We start from the raw sequence: 17,328 nt of genomic DNA, 5'->3' as shown, positions 1-17,328 counted from the left end.
TGCATTATTTCTACAAGACGATATTAAAATGTTAGATTCAGTTTAAAGCCTACCGGCATTGCCCATGGAGTTACATTATAGCGTTCTATACCTTGTTTGAACTGTATTCCACCATGTGTACCCGCTTCAGGCTGAAATGCCATTTCAGGATCAATACCTACTTTAGCTTTAGTCCATAACAGTAAATTACGTGTATATACACCTACACTTCCTCCGGATACTCCAAGACGTTTTAACCAGTTGCCAGTAAGATCGTAGCTAAAAGATAATTCCCGTAATTTGATAAAGGATGCATCAAACGTAGAAGCGTTCATAAAATCCCATGGATAGTTATCGGAATAGGCAATGTATTTGGTCCCTGCATCCCCCAGATTTTCGGTATATCCGGTAATATTACCCTGTGAATCGTATTGCGCAATAACACCTGGATTAAATACGCCATAATTACCGGTAATACCTCCTGATGTTATAGGGTAACCACCGTATTCATCACCAGGACCTCCGACAATCGGATATCTGTTGCCCTCCACTTTTACCAAATTGTTATTAACCAGATAATCCCGCAGAGCTGCACCAGTCATTCCGTTAGGGTGGATCAGCTGATCCAAAAAGCGCTGTGTCGTCAGGTTAGACTCAAAATAGCGGTAGGTCTGCGACATAAACTTGCCTCCGAAACGCATATCTGCAGCAATATTCATCGTCCATTTTTTGTAACGCAAAGTAGACTGCAGACCCATTGAAAAATCAGGATTGAAATTTCCGATCTTATTACGGCTGTTGTTGATTCGGATAGCCTGCCAGGATCCGTTTTTATTCAGTATTGGATAGCCATAATAAGGTGATTCCGGATCTTCCACCACTACAAGTTTGGAATCATAAAGGTCTCCGATCTCTTCACCTATATAGGTACGCGCTCCTCCCCGTCCATCTGTCCAGAACGTATAGAATTGTACACCATCAGAGAGTTCATTGATCTTCGTCCGGTTGCGTGACCAGTTTACACCAATATCCCAGGTCCAGTCTGTTTTCTGTACAGGGCGACCAGACAGTGCCAGTTCAAATCCTCTGCTTGTCAGCAAACCTGCATTGATATTCATGGAATTAAATCCGCTGGATCCGGGTAAAGTCGTTGGGATAATCTGATTTCTGTTTTCAACTTTGTAGTACGTACCTTCAAACTTCAGTCTGTTATTCCATAAACCTATATCCGTACCATATTCATACGAAGTTGCCAGTTCAGGTTTCAGATCCGGAATACGCAATGCACCGGACTTTGTGAGACGAAGTACATTGCCCCATGCACCGGGATTAATCAATACATTAGAAAGGTTATAAGGTGACGTATCATTCCCCACACGTGCTATACCTCCTCTAAGTTTAAAAAGACTGATAGGTTTAGGTAATGAAAAAATACGGTCTGCCAGTATACTGAGGGAAGCTGAAGGATAAAAATAAGATCTGTTATTCACCGGAAGCGTACTGGACCAGTCATTCCTTCCTGTGACATCCAGATAGACCATATCTTTGTAACCAAAATTCAGCAATCCGTATAAGCTGTTGACCCCTTTCTCTGCAATTGTACTGTTGTAATCCAGATTGTCCGGGGCAATATTTGTAAGACTGAAAAAGCCGGGGGTGATAAGTCCGGATCCGTTTTTAGAGGTATTCTGTACTGAAGTTCCTTTATAATACCGGATATTACCTCCAAGCGATCCTGTAAAATGAAAATTGTTAACTTTTTTAGTATATGAGGTCAGAAAATCGATGTTCTGCTCCAGATTCATCAGATTGACAACTCCATATGCTCCCCGCGGTTCGTTAGTGTAACTAAAAGGGATCTTAGTTTCCCTGTTTTCCCAGTACACATCAGCCGCATAACGTACCATCGCGGTCCATCCTTCTTTAATGTTCCAGTCAATACGCAGATTTCCGAAGATACGATCCCTTACAAATGCATTATTAACTCCATAAGCCAGAAAATAAGGATTATTTCGATTTCCGACAGATTGGGACCGTTGCTGAAGTCCTTCCTGTCCCGGCATCCAGTAATCTTTCAGATCCAGAATATTGATATGAGGAGCCACCTCATAAGCAGCCTGCATCGGATTTGTACCTCTGTTGCCCGCCGGACGATTGTTGGAATTGTTACGACTGGCATCCAGCTGCAGACCGATTGACAGATCTTTTCTTACATGCATGGTCGAGTTAATGTTCAATGAGTTGCGAAACAGATCTGAATTAGGAATAATCCCTTTACTACTCATATTAGAATAAGAAAACCGATAATCCAGACGCTCACTACGATTAGCTATCGAAAGTCCGTTGACGGAAGTAATCCCGGTCTGGACAAAATTTTTGATATTGTCCGGATAAGATTTTAATTCAGTTGGTATCGGATTTCCATTCTCGTCGAGAGGGCTGTTCCATTGAATTGCTTTAAATCCCTTATCCAGTGCAGGCCCAACCATACCGCTGGAACCTTCTTCAATGGTCAGATTTCCTTTTACCTGATCAGGTGTAAGCGGCATAGTGCCACTTGCAAACTTATTATGCAATTTTATATAATGATATGGGATATCAAATACCGTATTGCTATTGACTGCAATCGTCATTTTTTCCGCATTCTTGCCACTCTTGGTAGCGATGAGCACGACTCCATTTGCTGCACGAGATCCATATAAAGCTGCTGCACTTGGTCCTTTAAGAATCGAAACACTCTCAATATCATCGGAATTGATATTCGAAATGGCATTACCATAATCTACCCTGTTATCATCACCGATCTGTCCGATATTATTAAGGCTGTTCATCAAAGGCACACCATCAACAACAAATAAGGGTTGATTATCCGTACTCAGGGAAGTAGCTCCACGTATCACCATACTCACCGAGGAACCTGTAGGTCCTGTAGAACTAATGGATACACCCGGTACCTTACCAGCCATCGCAACCATAAAATTATCATTAGCGACACGGTTAAGATCCTCTCCTTTAATATTTCCTACAGCATAACCCAGTGAACGATCTTTCCGCTTCATACCTAATGCGGTAACCACTACTTCTCCCAGCTCGCTGCTTTTATCCTGCATGACAAGAGTCTGAACCCCTGCAGTTCTGTTGTCTACAGTTATTTGATTTATATATTTATCCTCATAACCCACATGTGTGGCCTTAAGATTGTACTGACCTTCAGGGAGTCTGAATTCTGCATTTCCATTCTCATCCGTAGACATTGCTTTATCTGTCGAAAGTATCTGAACAGATGCCCCTGCAACAGGCTTACGAACCTCATCAATCAGTCTGATCCGAAGTAAATAAGTGGTTTGTCCTTTCGGATCACGAACCAGAACAATACCTCCGGATCTTTTATGTGCTACTATTTGAGTATCCTTTAAAATATAACGGAGTACTTCATCAAAAGTACTGTTCTCAAAATTCTTTTCTCTGATACGGATCTGATCCAATTGCAGCGCTTTAGTATCATACGCCAAAGCTATTCCGGTCTGACGGGAAAGTTGGATAATTGCCTGTTCGGCATTACTGTTTGTAAGTCTTATGTTAATACCGTTAGAATATTCCTGAAAGGCGGAAATATGGGCTATCGCAACAGGCAGATCGGCGTAAAGTATGGATGTACAAAGCAAAACCTTTGTGGTTAATATGGTAAGCTTTCTTAGATTATACATATATTTGTTATAGTGTTTTATTTAAACATGAAAGAAATGGTGCTCACTGGACGATTTAGCGGTCTGCCAGTCTGAGCACTTTTTTATTTGCCAAACCTATCTGATCCGGCAAAATGTATGTCGTTCTATTAGTAGAGTATTATTTCATTTTTCTCCCTCCTGTATTTTATTTGGTGAATGCTGCATATCATATCCAGCAGATGATCTACAGATTTAACCTGTGGCATCAGAATAGCATATTGAGAACTGTCTGTATCATTTTTTTCACTGCGCAGATGTATACCGTAACGATTGTACACAAGATCCTGTAGATCTGAAAAAGTAGCCTGATGAAGAAAAATACCTCCGCTGGTCCAAAGATCTGTATGATGCGGGTTGTTGCTAAGCAGCGTAAATCCGTCCACCAAAGGGTCATAACGCAGACTTTCACCTTTTACGAGTACCTGAGCAATATTCTTCTTTCGTTGCGTGACACTTACTTTTCCACTTTTTACATCTACAGCTATACGATGAGAATCTCCGGCATGATTGACATTAAAGGAAGTCCCCAGCACTTTAATATCCAGATCTCCGGATTCGATTACAAACGGATGTAAGGTATCCCGGTAGACATTAAAGAATACTTCCCCCCGATCCAGATAAACTTTCCGGTTGCTGCTGTAATTATCTTTATCATATCGCAAACGTGTATTCCCGCTAAGCCATATGGAAGAACTATCTGGCAATATAAATTGTCTTACATCCCCTATTTCTGTTGTCAGTTCAGTATATCTTGCTTTTCCATGATTAGAGAAAAGCCCAAATAATCCTTTGTCTGAGGAATACATAAAGAAAAAACTGATGGCACATACCAAAAGAACGGAAGCTGCAGCGACCAGCCAGCGCTGTTTGAGAATCGGAACGGGAGTTTTTTCAGTATGAATATGTGCCTGCACAACAGTCAAAATTTCCTGTTGTATCTGCTGTTTATGTTTCTGATTTTGAAAGGGGGTTACCTTATCTTCTGAGATCGAATCATACCAGCGATCTATTTCATTCTGCTCGTTTTCGGATAGTCTTCCCTGAAGATAATGTTGAAGCTTTTGTTTGAACTGTTCTATACTCACCTGTTTTGTCTTTTATACAACTCATACAAGTGAAAGCTCCGAAAGTACTTTAAGCTATTGTTTTATTTAGGTTAAATAATTATAAACTACACTGGAGCTTATCAGGAACATCAGGATCAGATCATGATCCGCAAAACGTTGTGTCAGATCCTGCTGCAGTTTTTTCCGGGCATCAGTAAGGTAGTTTTTAACTGTTTGCTCCGCAATATTTAATGTCTGTGCTATCTGTTTAATAGAATAATTATCATTTTTCATCAGGTATACCGTCTGTACCAGGGGAGGAAGTGTAGCAACAGCTTCATCTACAATTTTTTCCAGTTTTCTATATGTATCCGGGTTATATTGTTCTTCATGCGCCATAGACTCCATTCGCAACATAACCTGATCCAGCACCTGCCTACGTACTTTTTCCGAAGCATAATGATTAAGAACTTTATTTTTCACGGCTTTAAAGAGGTAGGGCTTTAGAGATCCGTGTTCCGTATTAATCAAATGCTTACGTTCCCATATATGAATAAATACTTCCTGCACAACATCTTTTGATAACCCTTCATCCTGCACATGTCTGTACGCTACCGTATACAGTTCTTCCCAGTAGGTATTAAAAAAATAAGTAAATGCTTCCGTGTCACCCTCCTTAAAGCGGGCAAGGAATGAGGATTCTATTCTTAATCTGGTCGTGGTCACGCCGCAAAGATAGCTTCCTAAGATTAGGAGAATATTAAATTTTAGGTTTGGAGTAGAAATAAAAGTAAAGAGAAGCTGTTTAGAGCTTCTCTTGAATGCTTTTTTAAACTCTTCTGATAATTACTGCAGATGCTCCTCCACCACCATTACAGATTGCTGCCAGTCCGTATTGCCCCTGTTCCTGCTGCAATACACTAGTTAACGTGACCAGAATACGTGCACCTGAACATCCCAGCGGATGTCCTAATGATACCGCACCTCCGTACACATTCACTTTTTCAGCCGGAATATTTAAGAGTTGTGCATTTGCTAATGCCACTACAGAAAAAGCTTCATTAAACTCAAAGTAGTCAATATCGGATAGGGAAAGACCAGCCTTTTTCAACACCTTTTCTGTTGCAATACGTGGTGTCGTCGTAAACCATTCCGGAGCCTGTTCGGCATCTGCATAAGCAACAATCTCTGCCAGTGGACTTAACCCCCATTCCTTTACTTTTTCCTCACTTACAAGTAATAAAGCTGCGGCACCGTCACTGATAGTAGAGGCATTGGCTGCTGTGATTGTTCCATCTTTTTTGAATGCAGGTTTTAATGAAGGAATCTTGTCAAAATTGACCTGCGAAAACTCTTCATCCTGTGCGACAACCTGCTCTCCTTTTCGTGTACTGATCACGACAGGCACAACTTCTTTTGTGAATTTGCCTGTTTCCCAGGCTTCAAGACTACGCTGATAAGAGCCTATAGCATATGTATCCTGATCTTCGCGTCCGATAGCATATTTCTCTGCACATAATTCCCCGAAGACGCCCATAGCATCCTGCGTGTACGCATCGCTTAATCCATCTTTTTGTACGCCATCTGTCAAGCTTTGGCTTCCGTATTTTGCACCCCATCGGGCGGCAGGAACATAATAAGGTGTCTGACTCATACTTTCCATCCCTCCTGCCAGCACTACATCAGCATCTCCCAATGAGATGGATTGTGCAGCAAGAGATACCGCTTTCATCCCGCTGGCACATACTTTATTGATTGTGGTTGCGGTTACCTGATCAGGCAAACCCGAGATCTTCGCCACCTGACGTGCAGGAGCCTGCCCAAGATTAGCCTGCAGGACACAGCCCATCAGCAATTCATCTACATGCTCTGCGGCAATACCGGACTGATCCAAAACGGCAGAAACAGCTTTAGCACCTAGTTCAGTAGCAGAGAGTGTAGAAAGTGCTCCTCCGAAACTACCGATAGCTGTACGCTTGGCAGCGACTATAAATACTTTTTTATTCATGCTTATCTTTTGTTTATAATGGTAAAAATCACAAATGCAGTGTACTAACATTGAAATCAAAATAGTATTTGACTTACCTTTTAGCAGGTAAAAACAACCTGTCTTCAGTTTTCCTGTTGATACAGCTCCCTTAACCGGAAATGGAAAACTAAGATGATACACACATATTACATTTATTTTGTAAATATATGAAAAGAACGAATTCAATACGGAATTACGTGCCTATATTTTCATAAAGTAACAATATAATGAAAATAAAACGAACACTTATCTAAAAGGCATTTGGAAAAATTAAATCGTAAAAATTAACGAAAAGCCCTATTTTTTCCCTAAATTCGTCTTTGCCCCTGACGAAAATCAAATATGCTCAGGACATATCATAACCAATAAATTTATAATATATGCAGGCCACCCTACTAACAGCTGAGCATCAAACCTTTCGCGAAACGCTACGGGCATTTATACGTAAGGAGATCTTACCTCATATTGACCGTTGGGAAAAAGACAATCAAATCGACAAATCTATCTGGAAAAAAATGGGCGATATGGGCTTTATGGGACTCAACTATCCTGAAGCTTATGGTGGATTAGACCTGGACTTCTACTACTCCATGATCTTTTGCGAAGAACTTTCCTATTGTTATTCCGGAGGGTTTACCATATCTGCATTGGTTATTCAATATATGTCTGCCCCTTATCTTCTGAAATATGCTTCTGAGGAACTGAAACAACGTTATTTAACGGGTGTTATCGCCGGAGACCTCATCAGTGCTGTTGCTATTACCGAACCTGGTGCCGGATCGGACATACAACATATCAAGACTACTGCAACCCGGGAAGGTGATTATTATATTGTCAATGGTTCCAAAACCTTTATTACAAATGGTTATTACGGTGACTTTTTTATTACGGCAGTCAAGACCGATCCAAGCAAAAAAAGTAAAGGTATCAGCCTTTTACTTATAGACCGGAATACAGCCGGAGTGAGTGCTCATAAAATAAGTAAGATGGGATGGCATGCCTCCGACACAGCAGAACTGGGTTTCGACCAGGTCAAAGTCCCGGTATCTCATCTGATTGGTGAAGAAGGTGCCGGATTCGGCTATCTGATGGGAGGACTGCAACTAGAGCGCCTCACTGCAGCAATTCAAAGTTTATCCACTGCTGATTCCGCCTTACAGTACACCTTAGCGTATATTGACAAGCGTGAAGCATTTGGTAAAAAACTGATGGATTTTCAGGTACTAAGGCATCGGATAGCACAGATGGTTGCAGATATAGCCACGACAAAAGCATTTGTATACCATTGCTGCGACCTTCAGCAACGTGGAGATTATGCTGTTCAGGAGTGCTCAATAGCCAAATTACAGTCCAGCGAACTGGCGATTAAAATTGTCCATGAATGTTTACAGCTCTTCGGGGGATATGGTTTTACAGAGGACTATAAAATATCACGCTTATACCGTGATGTACGTGTAGGAACAATCATCGGTGGCACGTCTGAGATTATGCGTGAGATCATAGCAAAAACAGCAATTGACAAAGTGAATTACCATCCTAAAAAAGAGTAGATCTGGATCAATGACAGTATGATGAACCTATTCCGGCACTATAACAAAAGCACAAAAACTAACTCATTTTTAATATCTTAAAGTTGAAACTAATGAATAAAAACCTAAAATATTTTCATACCGAACAAAATACGCAAGGTATAGTGCTCATTCACCCTTCAACAAAAGATAGCAATACAAATGAGCTGGATCAATTGGAAGAATTCATTGCAATAATCCTACTCTATCTTCAGGAACAAGAAATAAAGGGCATTATCTATCGGAACCCGTTAGGTACCAGAGAAACGGATTATAAGTCTCTTTATTCGGTAGCTTCACATACGGATATTTTCGAAGAGCGTCTTTCTCTTCTTCTTTCTAAAATTCCAGAGTTACAGCAAAATAAGCCCGTAATCAGTATCGTACAGCATGATTGCACAGGAATATCGATGGCTGCCGCACTATGGAGTTCTCGCAGAATAGCAACTCAGGAAGCGCGAATTGGTTTTCCGGAAGCCCGATATGGCTTATTTCCAGGCTTTGGAGCAACGGTACTTACCTCCCGTTTAACAGATCCTGAAAAAGCTGTTCCTTTTCTCACACAAGGCAATATCCTTACAGCTATGCAGGCACAGGAAACAGGAATAATAGATGAGGTAGTTTCTGATCTGACTGAAGCATTGGAATCGGCTCAGCAATACATACTTCAGCATCCTGTTTTACAAGTCACAACTTCTCCTTTGCCGATCAACACAGAAGCGTTTGAGGCAAGCACAGCAACGATTAAAAGAAGAAGTAATGGCCTTATTTCAGCAATAGATCACAGTTTACAAATGATCCTGAATGCAAGACAGCTACCTCTAAAAGAAGCATTGATGCAGGAGGCACAACGCTACACACGAGTATGGAATAGCCCCGAAGCAATAAGCATGCTGCGGACACATTATTATGGAATCAAAGATGCTATCAGGCCGGATGCTTCAACAGGATTTGAGCTTAAAAAGCTAGGAGTAATCGGCGCCGGAATGATGGGATCCGGAATAGCGTATGAGGGTGCGCGTGCAGGTATTGATGTATTCCTCAAAGACGTAGATCTCGCCCAGGCATCAAGAGGAAAAGCTTATTCTGAAAAGGTCAGTAGTAAACTTGTACAACAGGGTATTCTGACAGAAAATACACAACAGCAATTACTTACACGCATCCATCCTACGGATCAAATGACTGATCTGGAAAATACAGATCTGATTATAGAGGCCGTATTTGAGGATAAAGTGTTAAAAGCGGAAGTTACATCGGAGAGTCTTCCTTACTTGAATGCACAGGGATTCTTTGCATCAAATACAACATCTTTACCCATCAGCGAACTGGCTTCTGTATCCACAAAACCTGAAAATTTTATTGGTATGCATTTTTTCTCTCCGGTGGATCGTATGGCTTTGGTTGAGATTATCAGGGGCAGGAAGACCAGTGAAGACACATTAAAAAAGGCACTTCAGGTAGCTCGTCAGTTTGGCAAAATTCCGATTGTGGTTTATGATGGTCCTGCTTTTTTTACTTCCCGTATTTTTTTCAACTATTTATTAGAAGCCATTACTATGCTTCTGGAAGGCATTCCGGCAAATGAAATCGAACAGGAGGCACGGATAGCGGGTTTTGCTGTAGGTCCGCTGGCTGTTCTGGATGAGATTTCTCTGCCCCTCATGTTACATGTGTATGATCAGTTGCCACAGCTACATCCCAGTCAGAAAAGATGCTATAATTATCTAACAAAATTAGTAACTGCGGGTCGAAACGGCCGTAAAACAGCAAAAGGTTTCTATGACTACGATGCGGAAACCGGAAAAAAGACCATCTGGCAGGATCCGGAAATTACGGAAGCAGATCATTTACCTGCCGGGGAGCAAATCCGTAAAAGACTACTGCATGTGATGTCACTGGATAGTTTTCGCTGTCTGGATGAAGGGGTTTTGCAACGTCCTATAGACGGAGATATTGGTTCGGTATTGGGTATCGGCTATGCGACTCACACTGGCGGTGTATTCGGACATATTGATCAGGTTGGGTTACCTGCTTTTGTAAACGAGTGTCAGGAGTTTTCCTCATACGGGGAGCAATGGGAAATCCCTCCGGCTCTCAAACAGTTGGCAGACCGCAACTTTAGCTTTTACACAGGATTTGACTCTAACTGGTCATAATTCTTCACTTAAAACCTCTCCCTCGTAGTGACGTTGTTACAACTTCTCTCTCCTTTTAAAGGAGAGATGCCCGAAGGGCAGAGAGGTTAATAGCAATAGTTTAGAACCTCTCCCTAACCCTTCCGACTTGTCGGAACAGGTTCTCCTTTTTAAGGAGAGGAATGACTTTAGCATACATAAAGTATTTTTATCGCGTCTGACGGTGTCCTCACCAGCAATATGATAATTTCTCTTCTATTATTTGGTTTGGACACCAAATGACGCTATTGAGTATTTTAAGTTGATTAAAGTTTCCAGAATAGGCTGTTATATTATAAGTATTATAACCTCTCCCTAACCCTCTCCTTTTTAAGGAGAGGGAATTATATTGCAGTGACGTAGTTAGAACTTTTCTCTCCTTTCAAAGGAGAGATGCCCGAAGGGCAGAGAGGTTAATAACAATAGTTTAAAACCTCTTCCTAACCCTTCCGACTTATCGGAACAGGTTCTCCTTAAAAAGCACAGGAATAGCTTTAGCATACATAAAGTATTTTTATCGCGTCTGACGGTGTCCTCACCGGCAATATGATAACTTCTGTTCTATTATTTGGTGTGGACACCAAATGACGCTGTTGAGTATTTTAAGTTGATTCAAGTTTTCAGGACAGGTTGTTATACTATAAGCATCATAACCTCTCCCTAACCCTTCCGACTTATCGGAACAGGTTCTCCTTAAAAAGCAGAGAGAATTGGTTTATCAAATAATAAAAAAGCCGTTGCAAGCAACGGCTTTTTTATTTATCGTACCATCAGATCGACTAGCTGCTGTACATCGAGTGCAACAAAAGTATCGTAGTCCAATGTAGATTGTATAATCTGTTTCTGTTGTTTTTCGGAAAAAATACGTGCCAGATTACGCTTATATTTTTCGATAAGTTTAGGAATACCTTCTTCCCGACGACGAGGATGTCCAATAGGATATGGTACAAACACTTCCGGCAACACCGTTCCATCCTTCATTTCTACTGTCAAAGCGTTAGCAATAGCACGTTTTTGCGGATCGTGATAATCTGCAGTAAATTGCGGATCTTCCTGACAGGTCATCTTATCACGAAGTATATCAATACGCGGATCCTGTGCAATAACATCTTCGTAATCTTCAGCGGTTAAGCGTCCGAAAATCAGCGGTACAGCAACCATATACTGTATACAATGATCACGGTCTGCCGGATTATGAAGCGGTCCTTTTTTATCTATAATACGTATAGCGGCTTCATGTGTGCGAATGGTAATACGAGCAATATCCTCTGTAGATTTACCTATACGTGCAAGTTGCTCATGCAATTGCATAGCTGCCTCAGCAGCTGTCTGTGCATGAAATTCTGCGGGAAAGGATATTTTGAACAGAATATTTTCCATTACGTAAGAACCATACGGGCGTTGAAATTTGAATGCCTGCCCCTTGAAAGAGACATCATAAAATCCCCAAACCGGAGCAGTTAATACCGAAGGATAACCCATTTCTCCGGTTTGTGCGATAAGCGCTAATCGTACAGCACGCGAAGTTGCATCGCCGGCAGCCCAGGATTTACGGCTTCCTGTATTTGGTGCGTGCCTGTACGTCCGCAATGCCTGACCGTCCACGAAAGCTAAGGATACAGCATTGATCAGCTCTTCCCGGTTCAGTCCGAGTAATTTACCTACAACAGCTGTAGAAGCGACCTTGACCAAAATAACGTGATCCAATCCAACCTTGTTAAATGAATTTTCCAGCGCCAACACTCCTTGTATTTCATGCGCCATTACCATTGCTTCTAATACCACTTTTGCCTTCAGTGGTTTTTCACCATTAGCTACATGTGTGCGGCTCAACCAATCAGCAGTAGCAAGAATTCCTCCCAGATTATCTGAAGGATGTCCCCACTCTGCAGCCAGCCAGGTATCATTAAAATCCAACCAGCGTACAATAGCCCCGATATTAAAGGCTGCCTGCACAGGATCCAGCTGATAAGGTGTCCCCGGTACTTTGGCTCCATTAGGCACAATAGTGCCTGGTACAACCGGACCTAACAGCTTGGTACATGCCGGATACGTCAAGGCCTCGAATCCACAGCCCAGTGTATCCAAAAAACAATAAAATGCAGTGCGCCAGGCTACGTCACTTTCGATTTTGTAGTCCAGTACATAATCAACAATATCCGTCAGTACCTGATCGGGTTGTGGTCTTTCATTTGAAATAATTGAAGCCATTTTTATATAAAATATAAAGTTTTAGTGTAGTTAAAATTTAAAATCACTTATGATACATTTGTTTATCTTTCAGATATTGGCACAAAAGCCCTGTTTTCCGGTCCGATATAATTTGCACTGGGACGTATAATCTTACCATCCTGCCGTTGTTCAAATACATGGGCAGACCAGCCTGTAATGCGCGCCAATACAAATAGAGGGGTAAACATCTCTGTTGGTATGCCCATTAAATGATAGGATACTGCAGAATACCAGTCCAGATTCGGAAACATTTTCTTCTCTTCCCACATGACCGTTTCCAATCGTTCAGCAATATTATATAAGGTCATATCTCCTGCTTCCTCAGATAATTCTCTGGCGATCATTTTGATAACCTGATTACGGGGATCTGCTATGGTATATACCGGATGGCCAAACCCAATGATGACTTCTTTATTGGCCAACCGTTTCCGTATATCTGCTTCTGCCTCATCCGCATTGGCATAACGTGTCTGAATTTCAAAGGCGACCTCATTGGCACCTCCATGCTTAGGCCCGCGCAGTGCACCTATAGCCCCGGCAATGCAGGAATACATATCTGATCCGGTACCGGCTATAACACGCGCTGTAAATGTAGAAGCATTAAATTCATGCTCTGCATATAAGTTTAGCGAAACCTGCATAGCTCTTACCCAGGATTCAGATGGTGGTGTACCGTGCAAAAGATGTAAAAAATGTCCGCCCAATGTAGCATCAGTTGCTTCAACGGCAATCTCCCGTCCATTTTGGCTGAAATGATACCAATACAACAATGCCGACCCCATAGAAGCCATTAATCTGTTGGCAATATCACGTGCTCCGGCCAAAGGATGACTTTCTTTCTCGGGTTGAATGCTTCCAAATACAGATACATAAGTCCTCAGTACATCCATAGGATGCGCTGTAGTCGGCAATTGCTTCAGGACATTCTGCAAAGCAATAGGCAATCCCCTTTGACTGATCAGTTGAGCCTGATAAGACAGCAATTGAGCACGTGTGGGCAAACTGCCGTATATTAATAGATAAGCTACTTCTTCAAATGTCGCCTGATCTGCCAGATCCAGAATGTCATATCCTCGGTAATGCAGATCATTGCCACTCTTTCCAACTGTACTTAGGGCAGTATTACCTGCCGCTACTCCCGAAAGGGCAACACTTTTCTTAGGCTTAAAGCCCGTTTCATTTGTTTCTTTCATCATACTTCGTATTGAACAATTGATCTAATCGGTTTTCATATTCGTAGTAGTTTATACTTTTATACAGCTCCTCTCTTGTCTGCATAGTATCGAGTACCGCCGCCTGGCCTCCATCCTTTCGTATGTGACTGTACACATTTGCAGCCGCCTTGTTAGCCGCGCGAAATGCCGAAAGCGGATACAGGACGATAGCAACACCAGCTGCGCCCAGTTCATCTGTAGTAAATAAAGGTGTCTGTCCAAATTCCGTGATATTTGCCAGAATGGGTAAGCCTGTTGCTTCACTAAAGCGAGTATATTCCTCCAGTGTGTGCACAGCTTCAGCAAAAATAAAATCCGCACCTGCTTCTTTATATGCAATTGCCCTGTCGAGTGCTTTATCAATTCCTTCTGATGCTAACGCATCTGTACGGGCACCGATAGCAAAATTGATATCAGTACGGGCATCTACTGCAGCTTTTATTCTGTCTGCCATTTCATCTGCAGATACAAGCTCTTTCCCCGGACGATGACCACAGCGTTTAGCACCGACCTGATCTTCCATATGTACAGCTGCTGCACCGGCCTTAACGAGCGAACGGATAGTACGGGCAACATTAAAAGCCGAGGGCCCAAATCCTGTATCAATATCTACCATCAAAGGCAAAGTACACACATTGCTGATGCGTTCTACATCGATCAGTACATCCTGTAAATTGGTAATACCCAGATCAGGTACTCCTAGAGATCCTGCAGCCACTCCTCCTCCGGAGAGATAGATTGCTTTAAATCCGGCCTGTTGAGCCAGCAAAGCATGGTTAGCATTGATCGCACCGACCACCTGCAATGGTTTCTCATTCTTGATTGCTTCTCTGAAAAGAAGCCCTGGAGAGTTTATCATATAATTGGAAATTGAAAATAAACAGAAAGCGGCCTGAGGATTTTAGACGATTCTGTTTTTATGTCCGAATGTCAGACGCTTTTAAATTTTTAGCGTCTAAACCTTCTTTTTAAAGATACAAATAAAATTTTAGCGTCTACAATATTTACAGACGCATTTTAGCTGAATCCTTATTTTTAAAACGTTTGATCACAATCAATTATTATTAAAAAAACGTTTATTCTCAATGGGGAAGGAATTAAACATAAAATTACCTGAAACAAAGGCTAAGTATTTAGGATTTCAAAATTTTCAGAGGCAATATATTTTATTCGAAGGTTCCATCCGGGACGTAGAAAAACTCCAGTTCTCTCCTGTTATTGATCTGGCGACACCCTCCATTTTGAAGTAACATAATTTGGGTAGTTACATCCAGTACACTTCTGTAATTATGATCAGAAATCACGAAGCCTTTTTATTTTTTAGCACCATCAATATGTATATTAGTAATATATAAAATGAGCAACCACTTCAGGTAAGTCCTTGAAAGATTATGCTGAAATAAATTATACGCCTATGAAATTACCAGATATTGTACTATTATTAACTGCTGTCAGCACAGCTTTGATGGCAGGTTTCTTTTACTCCTACTCTATTTCAGTTAGCACAGGGTTAGGAAAATTGACAGATTCAGAATACTTAAGGGCAATGCAACAAATAAACAGAGCCGTACTGAATACCTACTTCTTTGCCTGTTTTATGGGATCGCTGCTATTACTCCCTTTAACTACATTTCAACACTACAAAAGTTCCTCCACAGCTTTTATCCTGCTATTGCTGGCAAGTTGTTGCTATATATTTGGCGTTTTTGCTGTCACAGCAATTGTAAATGTACCTCTTAATAACCGACTGGAAGCTTTTCAAATAAATGATGCTACAGCGGCTCAGATTCGTGAAATGCGGGATATCTTTGAAGAGCGGTGGAATTTCTGGAATAATGTACGAACTTTTGCTGCCGTAGGCACAATAGTTCTGGTGCTTATCTCCTGTATTACAAGATCCAAATAAGAGTTTAAAATTCTTTAATCAGCGATTTTCCCGGAAGTTCTGCCTTTGTTATAATCTGTGATATAGCGGAAGAATACATCCTGATTATAGCTTTTTTCCTTTTGTAAGTTGCTGGAAAGTACGGGTTCATCTTCAATAAGTTTCAACAGATTATCTGCTCTCTTTTTTGTTTGTTTACCAAATAAATCTAGCGCAGAATTTGCTATTTCAGCTATATCACCCGTAGATTTTTTGACAGCATAATGCTTTACAGAAATAGACCCGGTTGGCCCCATTACTAATTCACGATTTCCAATCCCATAATTTCTATGTCTGGGTGAACCATTATGCATCTTTTCAACCGCATATATCGCAATTTCTCCTTCCTGAACAATCTCTGCAAATACCGGCTTAACAACAGCGCTCGCCTTGATTTGTATAGATATAGGAGCATATACTTTGTCAGTAAAAGAGTTATACGCTTTCAAAACTTCAGTCGGTTTGAATATCTTATTTCCGTCTTTATTTTTAAATTTCAACTTATTGTCTTTTACGGACAAGATCTTACCGTACAGTGTATCTCTCTGCATAGTAATTATAAAATCAGAAACCGTATTGTTTACCTGACTGTAGGCATTTAAAGTCGTTATACAGAAGCATACTACAACTGCTGTTAAAGAGAAGACATTATGTTTCATAACGTTATATTACAATTTAAGATTACAAAGATAAAAAATCTCTTCTTAAGTATCGATTTCACGAATATATCTGGCCAGATCTTTTTCCACAGCTATTTCACTTTTCTCCAGTTGTTGTACGATTCGGTTTCGTTCTGCACTTGTTTTATTCTGACTCAGCTTTTTCTGTCCCTGAATAGCTGATACCTCCATTTCAAAAGCGACTATACCTTTCATCATCCCCTTTCTATACTTTTCAGGAAGATTTTCCCATTGTTTGAGATAATCCTTTTCATAGAACTTTATCATCTGCTCTAACATTGCCGATTTAGTGTATTCATCGTCAACTATTCTGGTCTTACCATATACATGTACCGCAATATAGTCCCAGGTAGGTACACTTTCTGTTTTGTCATAATGAGATGGCGATATATAAGCATGTGGCTCTGAAAAGATAACAAGCGAAGTATTTGCTTCTATATATTTCGTCTGTTCATTTGCGGCAGCAAAATGAGATTTGAGCAAGAGTGTATCTCCAGTATCATCAACGAAAAAGGGAAGTTGAGTAGCGAGAGGCAAATTGTCGTGAGCTGTAATCATAGTAGCAAAGCTATATTGCTTCATAAAAGCCACCTGATCTGATAGGTTATCAAATTTGAAACTATTGGGTACAAACATTTACTTATATATTTAATAAGCGGATAATTTATTTATAACCAAAAATATGCTTCTTTAAGAAACAAATACAGTCACAGTTTTTCAATATACAAGGGATACAGATTATATACTACTTTCA

The 17,328-nt window shown here is 40.9% G+C and carries 12 protein-coding genes; 3 read left to right on the top strand and 9 right to left on the bottom strand.

The genetic code is table 11. The features are described 5' to 3' along the window. Positions 1–23: 23 nt before the first annotated feature. The 4 genes from B4B65_RS10295 to B4B65_RS10280 form a co-directional block, all read right to left on the bottom strand. Positions 24–3,686: a SusC/RagA family TonB-linked outer membrane protein gene (locus tag B4B65_RS10295; RefSeq protein WP_293915573.1), complete on the bottom strand. Its 3,663-nt coding sequence runs from the start codon at positions 3,684–3,686 to the stop codon at positions 24–26. A gap of 128 nt (positions 3,687–3,814) precedes the next feature. Next, complete coding sequence (locus B4B65_RS10290; RefSeq protein WP_293915572.1) at positions 3,815–4,792, bottom strand: FecR family protein; 978 nt, start codon at positions 4,790–4,792, stop codon at positions 3,815–3,817. Positions 4,793–4,858: 66 nt separating this feature from the next. Further along, positions 4,859–5,479, bottom strand: coding sequence for an RNA polymerase sigma factor (locus tag B4B65_RS10285; RefSeq protein ID WP_201678956.1), 621 nt, complete (start codon positions 5,477–5,479; stop codon positions 4,859–4,861). 103 nt (positions 5,480–5,582) lie between these two features. Beyond that, on the bottom strand, positions 5,583–6,761 hold the full coding sequence (locus B4B65_RS10280; RefSeq protein ID WP_293915571.1) for a thiolase family protein: 1,179 nt from the start codon (positions 6,759–6,761) through the stop codon (positions 5,583–5,585). A gap of 401 nt (positions 6,762–7,162) precedes the next feature. On the opposite strand from B4B65_RS10280, the gene B4B65_RS10275 reads away from it, so the two are divergent. Both B4B65_RS10275 and B4B65_RS10270 read left to right on the top strand, forming a co-directional pair. Beyond that, entirely contained in the window at positions 7,163–8,332 is a 1,170-nt protein-coding gene (locus tag B4B65_RS10275) for an acyl-CoA dehydrogenase family protein (RefSeq protein ID WP_293915570.1), read from the top strand. A gap of 92 nt (positions 8,333–8,424) precedes the next feature. Beyond that, positions 8,425–10,506: a 3-hydroxyacyl-CoA dehydrogenase NAD-binding domain-containing protein gene (locus B4B65_RS10270; protein ID WP_293915569.1), complete on the top strand. Its 2,082-nt coding sequence runs from the start codon at positions 8,425–8,427 to the stop codon at positions 10,504–10,506. A 777-nt stretch (positions 10,507–11,283) separates the two neighbouring features. Here B4B65_RS10270 and B4B65_RS10265 read toward each other — a convergent pair. From B4B65_RS10265 to prpB, 3 genes are all read right to left on the bottom strand, one after another. Next, positions 11,284–12,735: a bifunctional 2-methylcitrate dehydratase/aconitate hydratase gene (locus B4B65_RS10265; RefSeq protein ID WP_293915568.1), complete on the bottom strand. Its 1,452-nt coding sequence runs from the start codon at positions 12,733–12,735 to the stop codon at positions 11,284–11,286. A gap of 62 nt (positions 12,736–12,797) precedes the next feature. Beyond that, on the bottom strand, positions 12,798–13,952 hold the full coding sequence (gene prpC / locus B4B65_RS10260) for a bifunctional 2-methylcitrate synthase/citrate synthase (RefSeq protein WP_293915567.1): 1,155 nt from the start codon (positions 13,950–13,952) through the stop codon (positions 12,798–12,800). Next, the gene (prpB, locus tag B4B65_RS10255) at positions 13,933–14,829 is read right to left on the bottom strand and encodes a methylisocitrate lyase (RefSeq protein ID WP_293915566.1); all 897 of its coding nucleotides are present in this window, start codon (positions 14,827–14,829) and stop codon (positions 13,933–13,935) included. Before prpB ends, prpC begins: the two co-directional genes overlap by 20 nt. A gap of 555 nt (positions 14,830–15,384) precedes the next feature. On the opposite strand from prpB, the gene B4B65_RS10250 reads away from it, so the two are divergent. Further along, the gene (locus B4B65_RS10250; RefSeq protein WP_293915565.1) at positions 15,385–15,876 is read left to right on the top strand and encodes a DUF1772 domain-containing protein; all 492 of its coding nucleotides are present in this window, start codon (positions 15,385–15,387) and stop codon (positions 15,874–15,876) included. Positions 15,877–15,890: 14 nt separating this feature from the next. On the opposite strand, the gene B4B65_RS10245 is transcribed toward B4B65_RS10250, so the two are convergent. Further along, positions 15,891–16,445, bottom strand: a complete 555-nt coding sequence (locus tag B4B65_RS10245) for a hypothetical protein (RefSeq protein ID WP_293915564.1) — start codon at positions 16,443–16,445, stop codon at positions 15,891–15,893. Between the two features lie 153 nt (positions 16,446–16,598). After that, positions 16,599–17,210: an FMN-binding negative transcriptional regulator gene (locus B4B65_RS10240; RefSeq protein ID WP_293915563.1), complete on the bottom strand. Its 612-nt coding sequence runs from the start codon at positions 17,208–17,210 to the stop codon at positions 16,599–16,601. Between the last annotated feature and the right edge of the window lie 118 nt (positions 17,211–17,328).

Source organism: Sphingobacterium sp. UBA5789, from assembly GCF_002418355.1.
Classification (GTDB): domain Bacteria; phylum Bacteroidota; class Bacteroidia; order Sphingobacteriales; family Sphingobacteriaceae; genus Sphingobacterium.
The sequence above is the reverse complement of the archived record's forward strand: the minus strand, read 5'-3'. Positions and strand labels throughout refer to the sequence as shown.